The sequence below is a fragment of the Paenibacillus azoreducens genome (genome assembly GCF_021654775.1).
Taxonomy (GTDB): domain Bacteria; phylum Bacillota; class Bacilli; order Paenibacillales; family Paenibacillaceae; genus Paenibacillus_AQ; species Paenibacillus_AQ azoreducens.
In genome coordinates this window covers 6,255,574-6,269,109 of sequence record NZ_AP025343.1, presented here as the reverse complement: position 1 = coordinate 6,269,109, position 13,536 = coordinate 6,255,574, and the positions used below count along the sequence as shown (strand labels likewise).

The window sequence follows — 13,536 nt, the reverse complement described above, 5'->3', positions numbered from 1 at the left end:
GTCGTTTAAACAATGGGTTTGGATGGAAAAGAGATAAAATAGGTTGATGAAGATAATGCGAACGTGCATTCGTACTATTTTCATCCCGCAAAACGCTTTAATTCATCCGTATTGCCTTCTGTGCATCCGATTTTAGGGTGTAAGATAGTATTATCGGAAATGATAACAAGAGGGCACACCGAAGACGCACAGTCGAATGTAAGCCGGCCGTAAGGGCCAGTTTTTTTGAATGTGGTAAAATTGCCCTTCTTGCTCATTTCCGGCAAAAAAGATGCGGAAAGGAGGAGCCGAATTGCGCAAACAATCAAAACGGTGGATCAGATTTGGTCAGCTCTCAAGCGGGAGAACGTTCCGGCCGTTTGCAGCATGAGAGCGGCGGTGAAGCAGATAAATCGGGATCCTCATCCCGGAACTGCAGGACCAGATTTATGATGTGATGCCACCGATTGGCGGGAATGGTTAGCCTTATGGCGTCATCGGCTTCAACGAAGAAATTTGGAAGTCTTCCTGGACAGGTCATCGGCAGGTATCCGGTTGCAGCTTTATCCGCGGACTGTCGGTTACACGGCTTTTACCGGCTAAATTGAACTCTATAGCATCGATAAGCCATTTTCACCAGGATATCAATCTGCCGGCTAAGAATTGGGCGTGAATATTATGGGTAGAATCGGGAGCTTTGATTTTTCGGAGGTTATCAAGTTTGGAGACAATTTGCAGGAAATGTAAGGGGCGTTTCCAGATTTGATGGGAGAATGTGTAACCGAACTGGCCAACCGCCTGCTGGCTAAGACGGTCCAACGGACCCCTGTTGACGATAGGGCTCTGCGACTAGGATGACGATAGGGCGGGCGAGTGACTATGACTTCCACAGGGGCCGAGATTGAGGTTTTCAACCCAGTTTATTACTCTTCCTATGTTGAGCACGGTCATTATACTCCAGGTGATCAAGGTTGGGTAGAAGATAAGTTTATGATGACGATCAGCGTCCAGGAGCTGAACGTGAACTACCGGCCATTATGGAGCGTAAGATGAAAGAGTTTATTGAGAAATATTTGGGGAGGTAATGCTGTGAAAGTGACGTATAACGACGTCCGAAATGCGGTCCATGCGGCGCTTAATGCGGCATTTCCGCAGGTCCCGATATCTGGCGAGGAGATCAAACAAGATCTTGATCCTCCTCGTTTTTTTGTGCGCTTCCTTGAGCCTTCACACAAGCAGGAACTCGGCCAAAGGTATCGACGGGAACATCCATTTGTGGTCCAATATTTTTCCACGGAACGTGGCAATGAGGATATGTATGCCATGGCTGAGGAGTTGACCACGGCACTCAAGTGGATCGACATCGGCGGGCGGCGCTGGCCCGGAAAAGGCATGTATTTTAAAATCACCGAAGAAGTGCTGCATTTTTTTGTTACGTATTCGCTTCTTGTCTGGGAACACCCACCCGACACTTCGAAGATGCAGACACTTAAACAGGAGGGAAATGTTCATGGTTAAAAAAGATGAGCAAATGGCCGATCAGGCTTCAATGGCATCGGCGTACACGAAAGTCCAATTTCTTTCCTCCAGCCGGTATACGCCGGCGCAGCGCGACATTTTGGCTGCCATTCTGGAGGATGAAAAAACATATACAGACAGTCAGGCGAAACAAGCCTTGGAGACGTATCTGAGAAAGGAAGTGAGATAGGATGGCAGGAGGAACATGGGTAGCACAAAATAAAGTCAGACCCGGAACGTATATCAATTTTAAAGCGAGCCCGCAGCCACTTGGCAGCCTGGGAGAGCGGGGAATCGTCGCATTCCCGGCCACGCTGTCATGGGGCGATCCGGAGGGCGTAATCGTGCTCGAGGCATCAGAATATATGGAAAAATCGCTGCAGCTTACCGGCTTCCGTCCGACGGATTCGCGCATTCGGCATATTACATCCGCTGTTAACCATGCCAAAACGGTCTTGTTGTATCGTCTAGGTGGTTCCGGGGCGGCTAAGGCCACGGTAACCGAGGGCCCGCTGACAGCTACGGCCAAATGGGGCGGCATTCGTGGAAACGATCTGCAGATCGCTGTACAGACCAATATTGATAACCCGGCAGTATTTGACGTGCTGACAATGCTGGATGGAGAAGAGGTAGATCGACAGATGGTTACCAAGATTGAGGACCTGAAGTCGAATGCTTTCATCGATTGGTCTGGAACTGGCACTCCTACGCCGACAGCAGGCGTAAAGCTGACAGGCGGTGCAGATGGTTCCGCAAGCGGCGCGGACTTCTCGGCGGCATTGTCGGTTTTTGAAGGGTATCAATTTAACGTCTTGGGCGTTCCGTTGACCGATTCGATGAGTAAGCAGCTCACCGCAGCTTATGTGCGGCGTCAACGTGAAGAGGAAGGCAAGAAAATTCAGGCGGTATTGGTGGATTACCCACAGGCTGATTTCGAAGGGATCATCAGCTTGAAAAATGGCATTATCACTCCGGATGGTCTTAAAGTAGAGCCTGAAATGCTTCTTTGGGAAATTGCTGCTATGGAAGCCGCCGCGAATGTCAATGAATCACTGACATATAAGGCGATTCCGAATGCTGTGGACGCATATCCACGTCTGTCCAACAGTGAGACGATCGCAGCGCTAAATAAAGGTGAGCTCGTTATTACAGCCGTCAATGGAACGGCAGTGATTGAGCAGGATATCAACACTTTGAAAAGTTTCACACCTGATCGCAGCCGAGCTTTTTCGAAAAACAGGGTAGTGCGCGTCTTGGATAGCCTCGGCAACGATATCAAGCAGATCTTTAACCAATTTTATATTGGAAAAGTGTCAAACAACGCTGATGGCCGGGCACTCTTAAAGGCAGAGATTGTGTCATATCTGCTCACTTTACAAGGGCTTGGAGCTATTCAGAATTTTGATTCCCAGACCGACATCTCGGTGTCTTCTGGTGCTGATGTTGACTCCGTTCTGGTAGAACTCTCGATTCAGCCGGTGGACAGCATCGAGAAAATTTACATGACTGTGGAGGTGTTATAATGCCACTTTTTAGAGAAATGGATGCTATCAGCGGTAAAATGGCTAAGGCGTACGCCACAATTAACGGGCGCGTAGAAGAATTGTTTTATGCAAAGAGCCTGGAAGCCACGATTGAAAAAAACAAAGTAGATGTACCGATACTGGGCAAAACCAACACTCCTCAGCGTTCTGCTGGGTGGTCTGGAACGGGGACACTAACCATTTATTATACATCCTCGACATTTCGCCAGTTAATGAGAGAGTACATTCAAACCGGCAAGGACTTTTGGTTTGATTTGATGGTTGTCAATGAACAGCCTGGCAGTTCAACAGGAAAACAAACAACGGTCCTTAAGGGCTGCAACCTGGATAGCGTGATTGCTGCGAGATTCGATGCAACCAGTGACGACATGCTCGAAGAAGAAATGCCATTCACATTCCACGACTATGATATTCAGGACCAGTTTAACCAAATTACAGGGGCATAATGGGGCGCGACCATCTGGTCGCGCTTTTCTATATTAGAAAATTTACTTGGAGGCGACTAAATGATGAACTTGCAAGATTTTTTGAATGCTAATCCGGTAGAAAATCTGACAGAGGAGGTTGCAATCTCTCCGCGCTTCAAAGACGAGCAGGGAAATCCTCTCAAATTTATGATCAAGGCCATGACACCGGCAGAATTCGAAGAAATCCGTAAAAAAGCTACGCAAATCAAAAAAGGTAAAAATATCGAATTTGATTCGCAGAAATTTAATCTGAGCATTGCCATTAACAACACGATCAATCCGGATTTCAAGAATGCCGATTCCATTAAAAAGTTGGGCGTAGCCACTCCGGAGGACTATATTCAGCGCGTATTGTTAGCCGGAGAATTGTCGACACTTGTCCAAAAAATCAATGAATTGAGTGGTTTTGACGTAGGAATGAACGAGCTGGTGGATGAAGTAAAAAACTAATCAATGAGGGCGATGCGGACGCAAATTATGCATATTACGCCCTCCATGAGCTGCATATTCTTCCGCAAGACTTGATGTCAATGTCAGATAGGGAGCGAGCAACCATTTACGCGATGATTTCTATCCGGATCGACAAGGAGAAAAAGGAACGAGTGAAGAGGAAGAGGTAGTAGTTTATTTCTTGAATTTAGTAATATGGAACCGAAAACATAGTTTTGGGCCTACTAGCTTCCAAGCACGAAAGACAAAAATGAATTGATAAAGCACTCTCCAAAAGTAGGGTGCTTTTTTTATTGCTGAAGGAGGAGTTCCATGTGGCCACGAACACAACTCAATTAATGATGATTGACCAGTTCAGTGCGCCTTTACGCCGAGTTGATAATCAAGTTCAAACAACGATCGTCAGCCTAGAACGGATGCGTCTATTGGTTGAGCGGCCTTTGAGAGATGTCCAAATACGTTTAGACCCATCCCAAGTCCTTCGTGACGTATCTCATCTTGGAAGTCGAATATCGGCTCAAATAGTGAGAATCGAAGCAGATGTCCAATTAAACGTAAATGCTCAGTTATCTGGCGCAATGGGGAGTCCTGATACTTCAATGGAACGCTTGCGTACGGAAATTGAGAATCTAACTCAGGCAATACAAAATGGTGGAGGCGGCCCTGATGGAGGCGGCCCTGGTGGAAATGGCCCTGGTGGAGGTCCTGGCGGCGGGGGGAGCGGTTTCATCGGTGAACTTGGAAAATTTGGCAAAAAACTACTTGTAGATGCTGCAGAAACAGCTATCAAAGGTGCTTCCCAACTACAACAGTTGCAAGGAGGTTTACAAGCCCAGGTTGGAATTGACGAGGGCCAAGCAGCAGCGCTCATGCAGGGGGTTAAGGATATCTATGCTGCGGGCTGGGGAGAATCCCTTCAGGCTGTAAGTAATAATGCTGCCACTGTACGCCAAAATCTAGGCGGATTATCGGAAGAAGCTTCAGCAGCCTTCACAAAGTCAGCATACGCGGTGGAGCAGGTTGCTAAAGGTGAGACTAACATTGGCGAGTTATCCAAAGTCACCCGTACCCTGATGGCAAACTTTCAGGGGCTGAACGAAACTCAGGCGCTCGACTTAATCACAACCGGATTTCAACGAGGCGGGAACTATGCGGGTGATATGCTCGATACGGTTAACAATTATGCTGCACATTTTGCTAGTCTGGGGATGTCTGCCGAGCAAATGTTTGCGACGCTTATTGCAGGTAGTGGGCAAGGTGCCTTGAACTTGGACAAGGTTGGCGAAGCGGTAAAAGAAAGTTCTACTAAGCTTCAGGATCTTTCTGATTCCAGTAAAGAATCACTTGGAGCTTTAGGACTAAATGCAAATGAAACGGCTGCTAAAATTGCGGCTGGAGGAGAAACAGCAAACCAAGCGTATCAAGCAGTGCTATTATCCCTCGGCAAAATGGATAATGGGATCGAGCGTAATAAGATCGGTGTCGACTTATTTGGCAGCATGTGGGAAGAACTTGGTGATTCCGCTATTCTGGCTATGCAAGCCGGGGAGGATGGATTGGGGAATTTCGGAGGGGCTACGGCAGAGGCGGCAGAAGCACTGCAGAACAATCTCGGATTTCAACTGGAGCAATTCAAACGGAGCTTCGCTCTCGGCTTTGCAGATGCAGGGCAAGGCTCGATCGAGGCCATTACTCCTTTAATAATGATGCTTAATGAAGCATTCCAATCTGGGAGATTCCAACCGTTTTTTGACAGTTTCGCCATGGGCCTTTCCTTTGCGGCACAAATGGTCGCCTTTTTGATAGAAAACGCTCTTTGGCTCTCAGATGTCATAATGAACAATTGGTCCTGGATCGAACCGATAATCTGGGGGGTTGTGGCTGCTCTGGGGAGCTTACTTCTGTTAACACAGCTTGTTAGCGTGGCACAGGCCATACTCAATGCAGTAATGGATGCCAATCCTTTCGTTCTGATCGCAGCAGTTGTTATCGGGCTTATCGCAGCTTTTATCGCTTTATGGAATACAAACGATGCCTTTGCTGCAGCGATGTATAGAACCTGGAATGGTATTCTTAATTTCTTTGATCAGATTCCCATCTTTTTTACATGGATAGGGTACGGAATATCAAATGCATTTGATATGGCAAGGGTTGAGAGTCTTAAAATCGTTGATGCTTTAGCGAACGGTGTAATCGATAAAATAAATTGGCTTATTGATAAGTTGAATAAACTTCCCGGTGTAAGCATTCAAGCTTTAAAGCACCTAAATACTTCAGCGTCTGCAGCTACAGAGGCTGAAGCCTTGAGGCAGTCCAGGGCTGCAGATCTTAATAGTATGAGACAAGATGCTGCACAGAGGGCAGCCGAACGCGAGGAAAAAGTTCAGAACTTCATTAAAGAACGCCAGGATAAAAGAACTAAGAAAGAGGCCGAGGCAGCAGCTCAAAGAAAACCACAAATTCCTTCCGACAATGGTAGTGCTGTTAAGAGCGCTAAGGGAGCGCCCATTCCAACTGGACCTTCGAACCCTAAGCCGATGATATCCACAGCCGGTGTTGGTGTTGATGGTAAAGACATTAAGACAGTGGGTAAGGTTGGTCAGGTTGATAAAATCAATAGTAAGGTTGACATCAGCAGTGAAGACCTCAAAATGATGCGCGAGCTTGCGGAACTGAATAATATTCAAAATTTCGTAACTCTTAAGCCATCGATCAACTTTGGAGATACTCATATACGTCAAGAGAGTGACATCAACACCATTATTGCCCATATCACTGAAAAGCTAGAACAGGATATAGCTTCGTCCGTGGATGCTGTATATGGATAAGGAGAATGATGATGAGAGTATATGGTGTTGAATTAAGTTTCAATAATAAGGCGGAGGTCCTGCAGCTCCCAATTAACCCCTCTGAGATCGAGATCAGTGAGTCCGGGCAAGGGAACACTTATGATGTGGTCGGACTCGGCCAGGTCAACGTGATTAAAGATCGGGAGCTGACGGAATACAGTTTCAGCGGCTTGTTTCCGGCTCAACGGTATAATTTTTTGACAATAAAGGATCTATTGCATCCGGTCGAATATATCAAGATGATTGAAAAATGGATGACAACGAAAAAGCCGATCAGGTTTATTTTTACGTCGGACACCTATGATATCAATACGCCAGCCAGCATCGAGTCGTTTACATGGAAGGAAGTCGCTGGCAGCGGCGGGGACATTGAATATGACATTAAGCTTAAGAAATATGTGTTTTATGCTGCCAAAAAAATCGTGAAGCAGGCAACGAACGGTGGCGGTAAGGTACAACAAAAGACAAAGACAGCAGCTCGTCCAAACGATAAACAAAAACCCAAAACCTACACTATGGTTGCTGGCGATACGCTTTGGAAAGTGGCCAAGACGAAGCTTGGGGACGGATCCCGTTGGAAGGAGATCCAAAAGCTCAACGGTATAAAGGATTTCGAGCTCAAAAAATTGCCGGTTGGAAAGGTGTTGAAGCTACCATGACAGTGGCCGTAAAACTTATCAATCGGCAAGGCGCCAGTACTGACGCTGAATGGGACATCAGCGAGCTTGTAGGAAACCTCAGTTGGAAAACAACCCGTATAGGCAAGGCCGGTAGCTTGTCATTTACTATGATCCGCCCCGTTCAGACCGCCAAATTCACTTATAACAATGGTGACATTATCCGCGTTCAGTTCGATAACAAGAATATCTTCCACGGGTATATCTTCTCGATCGATGAAGGGCGAGACGAAGCCGTTAAGATCACGGCATATGATCAGATCCGCTATTTGATGAATACCGACACCTACGTCTTTAAGGGTGTCACGGCGACGGAAGTGCTTCAGCGGATCGCCAAAGATTTCGGGCTTAAGCTTGGCACCGTTGCCAATACCGAATACAAAATTCCGACAATGTCTGAGGATGGCCAGAAGCTGCTGGACATCATCTGCAAGGCGATTACGCTGACCTACTCCAATACTGGAAGAGATTATTGCCTGTATGATGACTTTGGCGCACTGTGTCTACGCGGCGTTAACGATATGAAACTGGACCTGATTGTTGGGGACGACAGCCTGATGTACGACTATCAGGTTAGTCGCTCCATTGATAGCGATACTTACAACCAGATCAAGCTGTATAAGGACAATAAAAATACGGGTAAACGTGAGATTTACATGGCTAAGGACAGCGTTAATATCAAACGCTGGGGGGTGCTGCAGCTCTACCAGTCGGTTGATGAGGAAATGAACAAGGCACAGATCAGCGAGCTCCTGAACAGCTTGGCTAAGCTCAAGAACCGAGAAACGAAGACCCTAAAGGTTAATGCGATCGGGGATATTCGGATCCGTGCTGGTATGCGCGTCCGGATTGTGATCTCAAAATACGGAGTGGATCAGGCGCTGCTCGTTGACGAGTGCTCTCATGATTTTGCAGGCACGGAGCACACGATGACGCTTGATTTGAGGGTGGTGTAATGGCTGATTTATTAAACACGTTGAAAAAAGCCGCTATGGATGCTATGGCTGCTGGCAGCCCGACTGCCATAATGTTCGGGGAGGTAAGTAAGGCCGATCCGCTGGAGGTAATCGTTGATCAACGATTTACGTTACCAGCGGATTTTTTGCTTGTGCCTGAATCGCTGATCCATTTTGAAATCAATCTTCATCACAGTCACGAATATACGGATGATAGCGGAAGCGGGATTAACACAAAGCAAACCAAGCCCGCACTTCCTGAGAAACCGATTGTGATCCGGAGGGGGCTTGAGGTCGGGGATAAGTTGCTTCTGCTCCGGGTTCAGGGCGGACAACAATACATCATTTTAGATAGGATGGTGGGCACATCATGATCCCAGAAATAGATGAAAATTTACTGGACGAGTCGTTGGATGATCAACCGCTGCCGTCTCTAACATGGCAATTGGATTTTGATAAAGGCAGGATTATTGGGAAAACAGATGGCCTGGACGCGATTAAGCAAGCTGTATTTAAGGTTTTTCAGACCGACCGGTTTTGGTACGACATTTATTCATTTGACTACGGCCACGAGTTGACGCTTCTGTTTGGCAGTAGCCCTGAATTCGTCCAATCCGAGGCGAAACGGATGATCCAGGAAGCGCTCTTGCCAGACGATCGGATCGATTCGGTTCAGGATGTTGAGGCCAAGATAACGGGCGATCAGTTGACCATCCGGTTTACGGTGGTTACGATTTATGGAAGTTTTGAGCAGGAGGTGAACTGGAATGTATGAGTATATGACCTATGATTATATTTTGGAGCGTATGCTCTCCCGGGTGCCAGATACGATTGACAAAAGGGAGGGCAGCGTCATTTACGACGCTTGTGCGCCAGCTGCGGCTGAGCTAGCTCAGATGTACATTGAGCTGGATATCAATTACAATTTGTCCTTTGTCGATACGGCAAGTGGCGAGTATTTGAGCCGGAGGACGGCCGAATTTGGCGTCCTCCGGTTCGGGGCGACGCCGGCGGAACGCAAGGGGTTGTTTTATAATTCGGCCAATGCGCTCATGGACGTTCCATTGGGCGGCCGGTATTCCATAGGAGACCTGACCTTTGTCGTCAAAGAAAAGATCAGCACCGGAACGTTCAAAATGGCATGCGAAACGCCGGGAACGGTCGGCAATGAAGAATTTGGGCCGATACTGCCGATCGACTATGTGGCCAGCCTATCCCGGGCGGTGCTGGCTGAAGTCCTGGTTCCAGGCGAAGACGATGAGCCAGACGATGAGCTGCGGCAACGGTTTTATGCGGCCGTCAATGAGCCGGCTTTTGGCGGCAATGTCGCTGATTATAAGCAGCGGATCAACGCCATCCCGGGCGTCGGCGCGACCAAAGTTTATCCGGTCTGGCAGGGCGGGGGTACGGTTAAATGCACCGTCATCGCGGCGGACTGGACGCCACCGTCGCAGACTTTGATCGATGAGGTGCAGACCATCATGGACCCGACTGTTAACAGGGGTCAGGGAATCGGTCAGGCTCCAATCGACCACGTGGTGACGATTGCTGGCGTCACGGGCCTACCTATCAATGTCGAGACGACGCTATCGCTTGCAACAGGCGTCACCCCTGGTCAGTTACAGACGGATGTCGAAGCCGCCATTTCTTCTTACCTGATCGAGCTTCGGAAGGACTGGTTCCTGCAACAACAGCTCGTCGTCCGGACAGCACAGATCGATGCGCGTATTTTGACGGTGGCGGGCGTTGAGGACGTTGCGGGCACAACCGTAAACGGGTCATCGGCAAATCTGACACTTGGCGCAGACGAGGTGCCACAGCTAGGGATGGTGACGATTCATGGCTGATCTTCGAATTCTTAAACATTTGCCCGAGTTTTACGGAAATATCGAAGATTTTGTAGGGCTGGCCGTTACTGAGACTATCGAGCTCAATCTGATGGAGGATGCGTTTAATCAGCTTTTTGATGACCAATTTGTCATGACATCCGGACTACAGGCAATTAAGCGGCGGGAGAAAATGCTCGGTATCCAAGCTGATCCGACGACCGAAACACTGGATTTCCGCCGCCGGCGAATCCTCAACCGGTATCAGACCAAGCCGCCGTTTACGATCCGTTACCTGCAACAGCTTTTGGATATCCTAGTTGGACGAGGAAAGGCAATTGTCTCCCGTGATCTGAAGAACCACTTGCTGATAGTGACCGCCAACATCGACAATGCTGCGGTATTTAAAGAGGTAGGCCGTACAGTGGAGGTTATAAAGCCTGCCAATATGATCTATAGGCAACAAACATCCTTGGAGGATGTAATTGAACTTGACGAGCATATATCCACGCAGACCATCACATGGAATTACACACTTGATGGGTCATGGTTGCTTGGCGAAAAGTCATTTTCGGATTTAGGTCAGGAGGTGGTCGTTAAATGATTGAAAAATCGTTTCTTGGGGATATTGCGACTTATACATTTAATCGAATCGCTAAAATTGTGCTTAATGATACAGTCGAAATCAAAGACTTTGTAATCAAAGAAGTGACAGAATCAACAGTAGGCATGCAGTACATTGTCCCAGTTAAATCCATGTCACTTATCACCAAGATAGATATAAAGGACAGCAACAATAAATTAATTACCTCAAATAACGTATATGTCCCAATTTATTCTGACACATTGCTGCTTGAGACGATTAATGTAAGGGAGGCTTTGAAACAAAATGGCTAGGACAGATTGGACATTAAAAGACACAGTTAAGCCGAGTGATTTAAATGACATTGGCAATGAGATTAACAGCCTCAAAGGACCAGATTATTCAAAATGGACGTCTAGCGCAAGTAAAGTAAACAATAATTGGACATCAGTTTGCTACGGTAATGGGTTGTTTGTTGCTGTAGCTGACTCCGGTACCGGTGACCGGGTTATGACCTCACCTGATGGTGTCAACTGGACGGCTCGAAAGAGCACATCCGATGACAACTGGCGATCCGTTTGCTACGGCAACGGGTTATTTGTTGCTGTATCTAGCACATCGGGTACAGTTATGACCTCACCTGATGGGATCAACTGGACGGCTCAGAAGTGCGTAGTCGGTCAATGGAAGTCAGTTTGCTACGGTAATGGGTTGTTTGTTGCTGTAGCTAACTCGGGTCCCAGTGACCGGGTTATGACCTCGTCTGATGGGGTCAACTGGACAGTTAGATCAGCCGCGGTAGCTAACAGTTGGAACTCAGTCTGCTATGGTAACGGTATATTTGTAGCTGTAGCTACTTCAGGTACAGATGACAGAGTGATGACGTCACCCGATGGTATCAATTGGATCACCAGGAAAAGTGCTGCAAACAACTATTGGAATACAGTTTGCTATGGTAACGGTATGTTCGTAGCTGTAGCAGACAATATCGCTGATTACCAGGTCATGACCTCGCCTGATGGGATTAACTGGATGTCTAGACGAAGTGCAGCGGGCAGTCAATGGAAATCTGTTTGCTATGGTAACGGCTTGTTTGTGGCTGTGGCGTATTCTAGCTCAGAGTTGATTATGACGTCGCCCGACGGGATCAATTGGACATGCAAGAGTAGTCCACCTGGACTTAACCTGTGGTCTGTCTGCTACGGTAATGGCTTGTTTGTGGCTATAAATAACGATGGTAAGGACAACCGAGTGATGACATCTGGCAGCGTAGGTGCAGCGGTTAGGGCTTCTAACGTGTTCCTAGACAGCAAAGCAGTAGCGGAAAAGGACATACAAAGCGCTATAGAAAGTTTGAATGCTAAAACGTCATCACTATCAGATATTGTAGACAACATACACATTCCTCCTGCATCTTTAACCGAGGCGGGGATTGTGCAGCTCTCCAATGAAACTAATGGCACGCGGGAGACGGTAGCGGCTACTGAAAAGGCGGTCAAAGATGCAGCTCTTGGGGCGAAATCCTACACCGACCAGCAAATCGGCCTGGTTACAGAAACCGGGATTCCTAAACTTGTCAGCTATCCACTGAAGGTAACGGCTACAGCCGATAATCAGAAGGTATTCGAGATCCCGCTTGATCTTTTCGACGCTAACACGGATACCTTACTAATATCGATTAACCGGGCTGTGTTGGATTCGACTCAGTACACCGTGACTAACACTGTTCGGAATGAAGATGGAAAAGTCACGCAGCGAGCGAAGATAACCCTATTATCTGGCGTGGCCGCTACGTCAGAGGTGACAATGCTTGTTCTGAAGAATGTCCCGATTGGCCCTGAAGGTGCAATAAATGGTGCGGTGTTGGCGGTAGACTCTGTCCCGATAAATCGGGTTATTGGGCTGCAAGATCAGATTCAAAACATTAATAGATGGGGGGCGTTATAATTGGCTGATGTAAGTAAGAGACTGGCGAAGGGGAAAATAAATGGCGACTACTCACCATTAACTATTTATCAAGTACCTTCGGGGAAAAGGACCTTTATTAAAGCAATGACCTTTTGCAATATGTCCAATCAGGACATTGATTTATCACTTACTTTTGCTGACACGGATATTATTAAACAACACAAGATAAAAGGATACGACACAATTACGATTCCTTATATAGACCAGATTATAGAATCAGGTGAGAAAATTACAATCAGCGTGAGTTTAAAATTAGATGTAAGTTATTACATCTCCGGCCGTGAGGTGGATGTGTAATGCCTAGTATAGATGCTTATCGTTTGGATCGGTATCGGTTAGATGATGAAAAAAGGGTGGATCTACAAACTGCAGAAGGTACGTTATCTGCAACAACCATTGGCACAATATCCAATTTACCGTTTAAACCCTTGATCCTTTTACTAAACGTTAGAAATTACAATTATTATAGACTGGCATCTGATCAAATCATGAATTCGTATACCTATGGATATATAATTGCGCTAAAACTATCGGTTGATAGTTCGTTATTAACTAAAACTCTGCTAAATGTACTGAAAACCAATTTTGTAGACACCGCTGAAAAAACTATTTACTTTAAATCAGTCGAATTTGGGTCAAATTTTATTAATTTCGAACTATCCGAAGATGCTAGAGACGGAAATAAATATACCTATATTGTAATTGGTGTTTAAGGGGGA

Annotated in this window: 17 protein-coding genes; all 17 read left to right on the top strand. The window is 46.8% G+C overall.

The genetic code is table 11. The features are described 5' to 3' along the window. The first annotated feature begins 858 nt into the window (after positions 1–858). On the top strand, positions 859–1,032 hold the full coding sequence (locus L6442_RS27935) for a hypothetical protein (protein WP_194230650.1): 174 nt from the start codon (positions 859–861) through the stop codon (positions 1,030–1,032). 36 nt (positions 1,033–1,068) lie between these two features. Next, positions 1,069–1,497 carry a phage tail terminator family protein gene (locus L6442_RS27930; protein ID WP_194230649.1) on the top strand — a complete coding sequence of 143 codons (429 nt, stop codon included), beginning with the start codon at positions 1,069–1,071 and terminating at the stop codon, positions 1,495–1,497. Further along, positions 1,490–1,687, top strand: coding sequence for a hypothetical protein (locus tag L6442_RS27925; RefSeq protein ID WP_212978154.1), 198 nt, complete (start codon positions 1,490–1,492; stop codon positions 1,685–1,687). Before L6442_RS27930 ends, L6442_RS27925 begins: the two co-directional genes overlap by 8 nt. A gap of 1 nt (position 1,688) precedes the next feature. Next, positions 1,689–3,020, top strand: a complete 1,332-nt coding sequence (locus tag L6442_RS27920) for a phage tail sheath family protein (protein WP_212978153.1) — start codon at positions 1,689–1,691, stop codon at positions 3,018–3,020. Continuing rightward, positions 3,020–3,487: a phage tail tube protein gene (locus L6442_RS27915; RefSeq protein ID WP_194230646.1), complete on the top strand. Its 468-nt coding sequence runs from the start codon at positions 3,020–3,022 to the stop codon at positions 3,485–3,487. Before L6442_RS27920 ends, L6442_RS27915 begins: the two co-directional genes overlap by 1 nt. Before the next feature lie 60 nt (positions 3,488–3,547). Then, positions 3,548–3,958, top strand: coding sequence for a phage tail assembly chaperone (locus tag L6442_RS27910; protein ID WP_228100941.1), 411 nt, complete (start codon positions 3,548–3,550; stop codon positions 3,956–3,958). A gap of 314 nt (positions 3,959–4,272) precedes the next feature. Then, positions 4,273–6,786, top strand: coding sequence for a phage tail tape measure protein (locus L6442_RS27905; protein ID WP_237100107.1), 2,514 nt, complete (start codon positions 4,273–4,275; stop codon positions 6,784–6,786). A gap of 5 nt (positions 6,787–6,791) precedes the next feature. Beyond that, positions 6,792–7,466 (top strand): LysM peptidoglycan-binding domain-containing protein, encoded by a 675-nt coding sequence (locus L6442_RS27900; RefSeq protein ID WP_306436678.1) that lies wholly within the window; start codon positions 6,792–6,794, stop codon positions 7,464–7,466. After that, positions 7,463–8,440 (top strand): XkdQ/YqbQ family protein, encoded by a 978-nt coding sequence (locus L6442_RS27895; RefSeq protein WP_194230644.1) that lies wholly within the window; start codon positions 7,463–7,465, stop codon positions 8,438–8,440. The genes L6442_RS27900 and L6442_RS27895 overlap by 4 nt, the downstream gene beginning before the upstream one ends. Then, on the top strand, positions 8,440–8,814 hold the full coding sequence (locus tag L6442_RS27890; RefSeq protein WP_194230643.1) for a DUF2577 domain-containing protein: 375 nt from the start codon (positions 8,440–8,442) through the stop codon (positions 8,812–8,814). Before L6442_RS27895 ends, L6442_RS27890 begins: the two co-directional genes overlap by 1 nt. Beyond that, positions 8,811–9,215 carry a DUF2634 domain-containing protein gene (locus L6442_RS27885; protein WP_212978152.1) on the top strand — a complete coding sequence of 135 codons (405 nt, stop codon included), beginning with the start codon at positions 8,811–8,813 and terminating at the stop codon, positions 9,213–9,215. Before L6442_RS27890 ends, L6442_RS27885 begins: the two co-directional genes overlap by 4 nt. After that, positions 9,208–10,287, top strand: coding sequence for a baseplate J/gp47 family protein (locus tag L6442_RS27880; protein WP_212978151.1), 1,080 nt, complete (start codon positions 9,208–9,210; stop codon positions 10,285–10,287). Before L6442_RS27885 ends, L6442_RS27880 begins: the two co-directional genes overlap by 8 nt. Then, positions 10,280–10,870 carry a putative phage tail protein gene (locus tag L6442_RS27875; RefSeq protein ID WP_212978150.1) on the top strand — a complete coding sequence of 197 codons (591 nt, stop codon included), beginning with the start codon at positions 10,280–10,282 and terminating at the stop codon, positions 10,868–10,870. Before L6442_RS27880 ends, L6442_RS27875 begins: the two co-directional genes overlap by 8 nt. Further along, positions 10,867–11,163, top strand: a complete 297-nt coding sequence (locus L6442_RS27870; protein WP_212978149.1) for a ketopantoate hydroxymethyltransferase — start codon at positions 10,867–10,869, stop codon at positions 11,161–11,163. Before L6442_RS27875 ends, L6442_RS27870 begins: the two co-directional genes overlap by 4 nt. Next, on the top strand, positions 11,156–12,796 hold the full coding sequence (locus L6442_RS27865) for a phage tail protein (protein WP_237100106.1): 1,641 nt from the start codon (positions 11,156–11,158) through the stop codon (positions 12,794–12,796). The genes L6442_RS27870 and L6442_RS27865 overlap by 8 nt, the downstream gene beginning before the upstream one ends. Then, positions 12,797–13,114 (top strand): hypothetical protein, encoded by a 318-nt coding sequence (locus L6442_RS27860; RefSeq protein ID WP_212978148.1) that lies wholly within the window; start codon positions 12,797–12,799, stop codon positions 13,112–13,114. Beyond that, positions 13,114–13,530, top strand: a complete 417-nt coding sequence (locus L6442_RS27855) for a hypothetical protein (RefSeq protein ID WP_212978147.1) — start codon at positions 13,114–13,116, stop codon at positions 13,528–13,530. Before L6442_RS27860 ends, L6442_RS27855 begins: the two co-directional genes overlap by 1 nt. Positions 13,531–13,536: the final 6 nt, after the last annotated feature.

Bases quoted from the DNA above. Each gene is read 5' to 3' on its own strand.
- L6442_RS27935 (WP_194230650.1), top strand. From the start codon at position 859: ATGACTTCCACAGGGGCCGAGATTGAGGTTTTCAACCCAGTTTATTAC.
- L6442_RS27925 (WP_212978154.1), top strand. From the start codon at position 1,490: ATGGTTAAAAAAGATGAGCAAATGGCCGATCAGGCTTCAATGGCATCG.
- L6442_RS27920 (WP_212978153.1), top strand. From the start codon at position 1,689: ATGGCAGGAGGAACATGGGTAGCACAAAATAAAGTCAGACCCGGAACG.
- L6442_RS27915 (WP_194230646.1), top strand. From the start codon at position 3,020: ATGCCACTTTTTAGAGAAATGGATGCTATCAGCGGTAAAATGGCTAAG.
- L6442_RS27910 (WP_228100941.1), top strand. From the start codon at position 3,548: ATGATGAACTTGCAAGATTTTTTGAATGCTAATCCGGTAGAAAATCTG.
- L6442_RS27900 (WP_306436678.1), top strand. From the start codon at position 6,792: ATGATGATGAGAGTATATGGTGTTGAATTAAGTTTCAATAATAAGGCG.
- L6442_RS27895 (WP_194230644.1), top strand. From the start codon at position 7,463: ATGACAGTGGCCGTAAAACTTATCAATCGGCAAGGCGCCAGTACTGAC.
- L6442_RS27890 (WP_194230643.1), top strand. From the start codon at position 8,440: ATGGCTGATTTATTAAACACGTTGAAAAAAGCCGCTATGGATGCTATG.
- L6442_RS27885 (WP_212978152.1), top strand. From the start codon at position 8,811: ATGATCCCAGAAATAGATGAAAATTTACTGGACGAGTCGTTGGATGAT.
- L6442_RS27880 (WP_212978151.1), top strand. From the start codon at position 9,208: ATGTATGAGTATATGACCTATGATTATATTTTGGAGCGTATGCTCTCC.
- L6442_RS27875 (WP_212978150.1), top strand. From the start codon at position 10,280: ATGGCTGATCTTCGAATTCTTAAACATTTGCCCGAGTTTTACGGAAAT.
- L6442_RS27870 (WP_212978149.1), top strand. From the start codon at position 10,867: ATGATTGAAAAATCGTTTCTTGGGGATATTGCGACTTATACATTTAAT.
- L6442_RS27865 (WP_237100106.1), top strand. From the start codon at position 11,156: ATGGCTAGGACAGATTGGACATTAAAAGACACAGTTAAGCCGAGTGAT.
- L6442_RS27855 (WP_212978147.1), top strand. From the start codon at position 13,114: ATGCCTAGTATAGATGCTTATCGTTTGGATCGGTATCGGTTAGATGAT.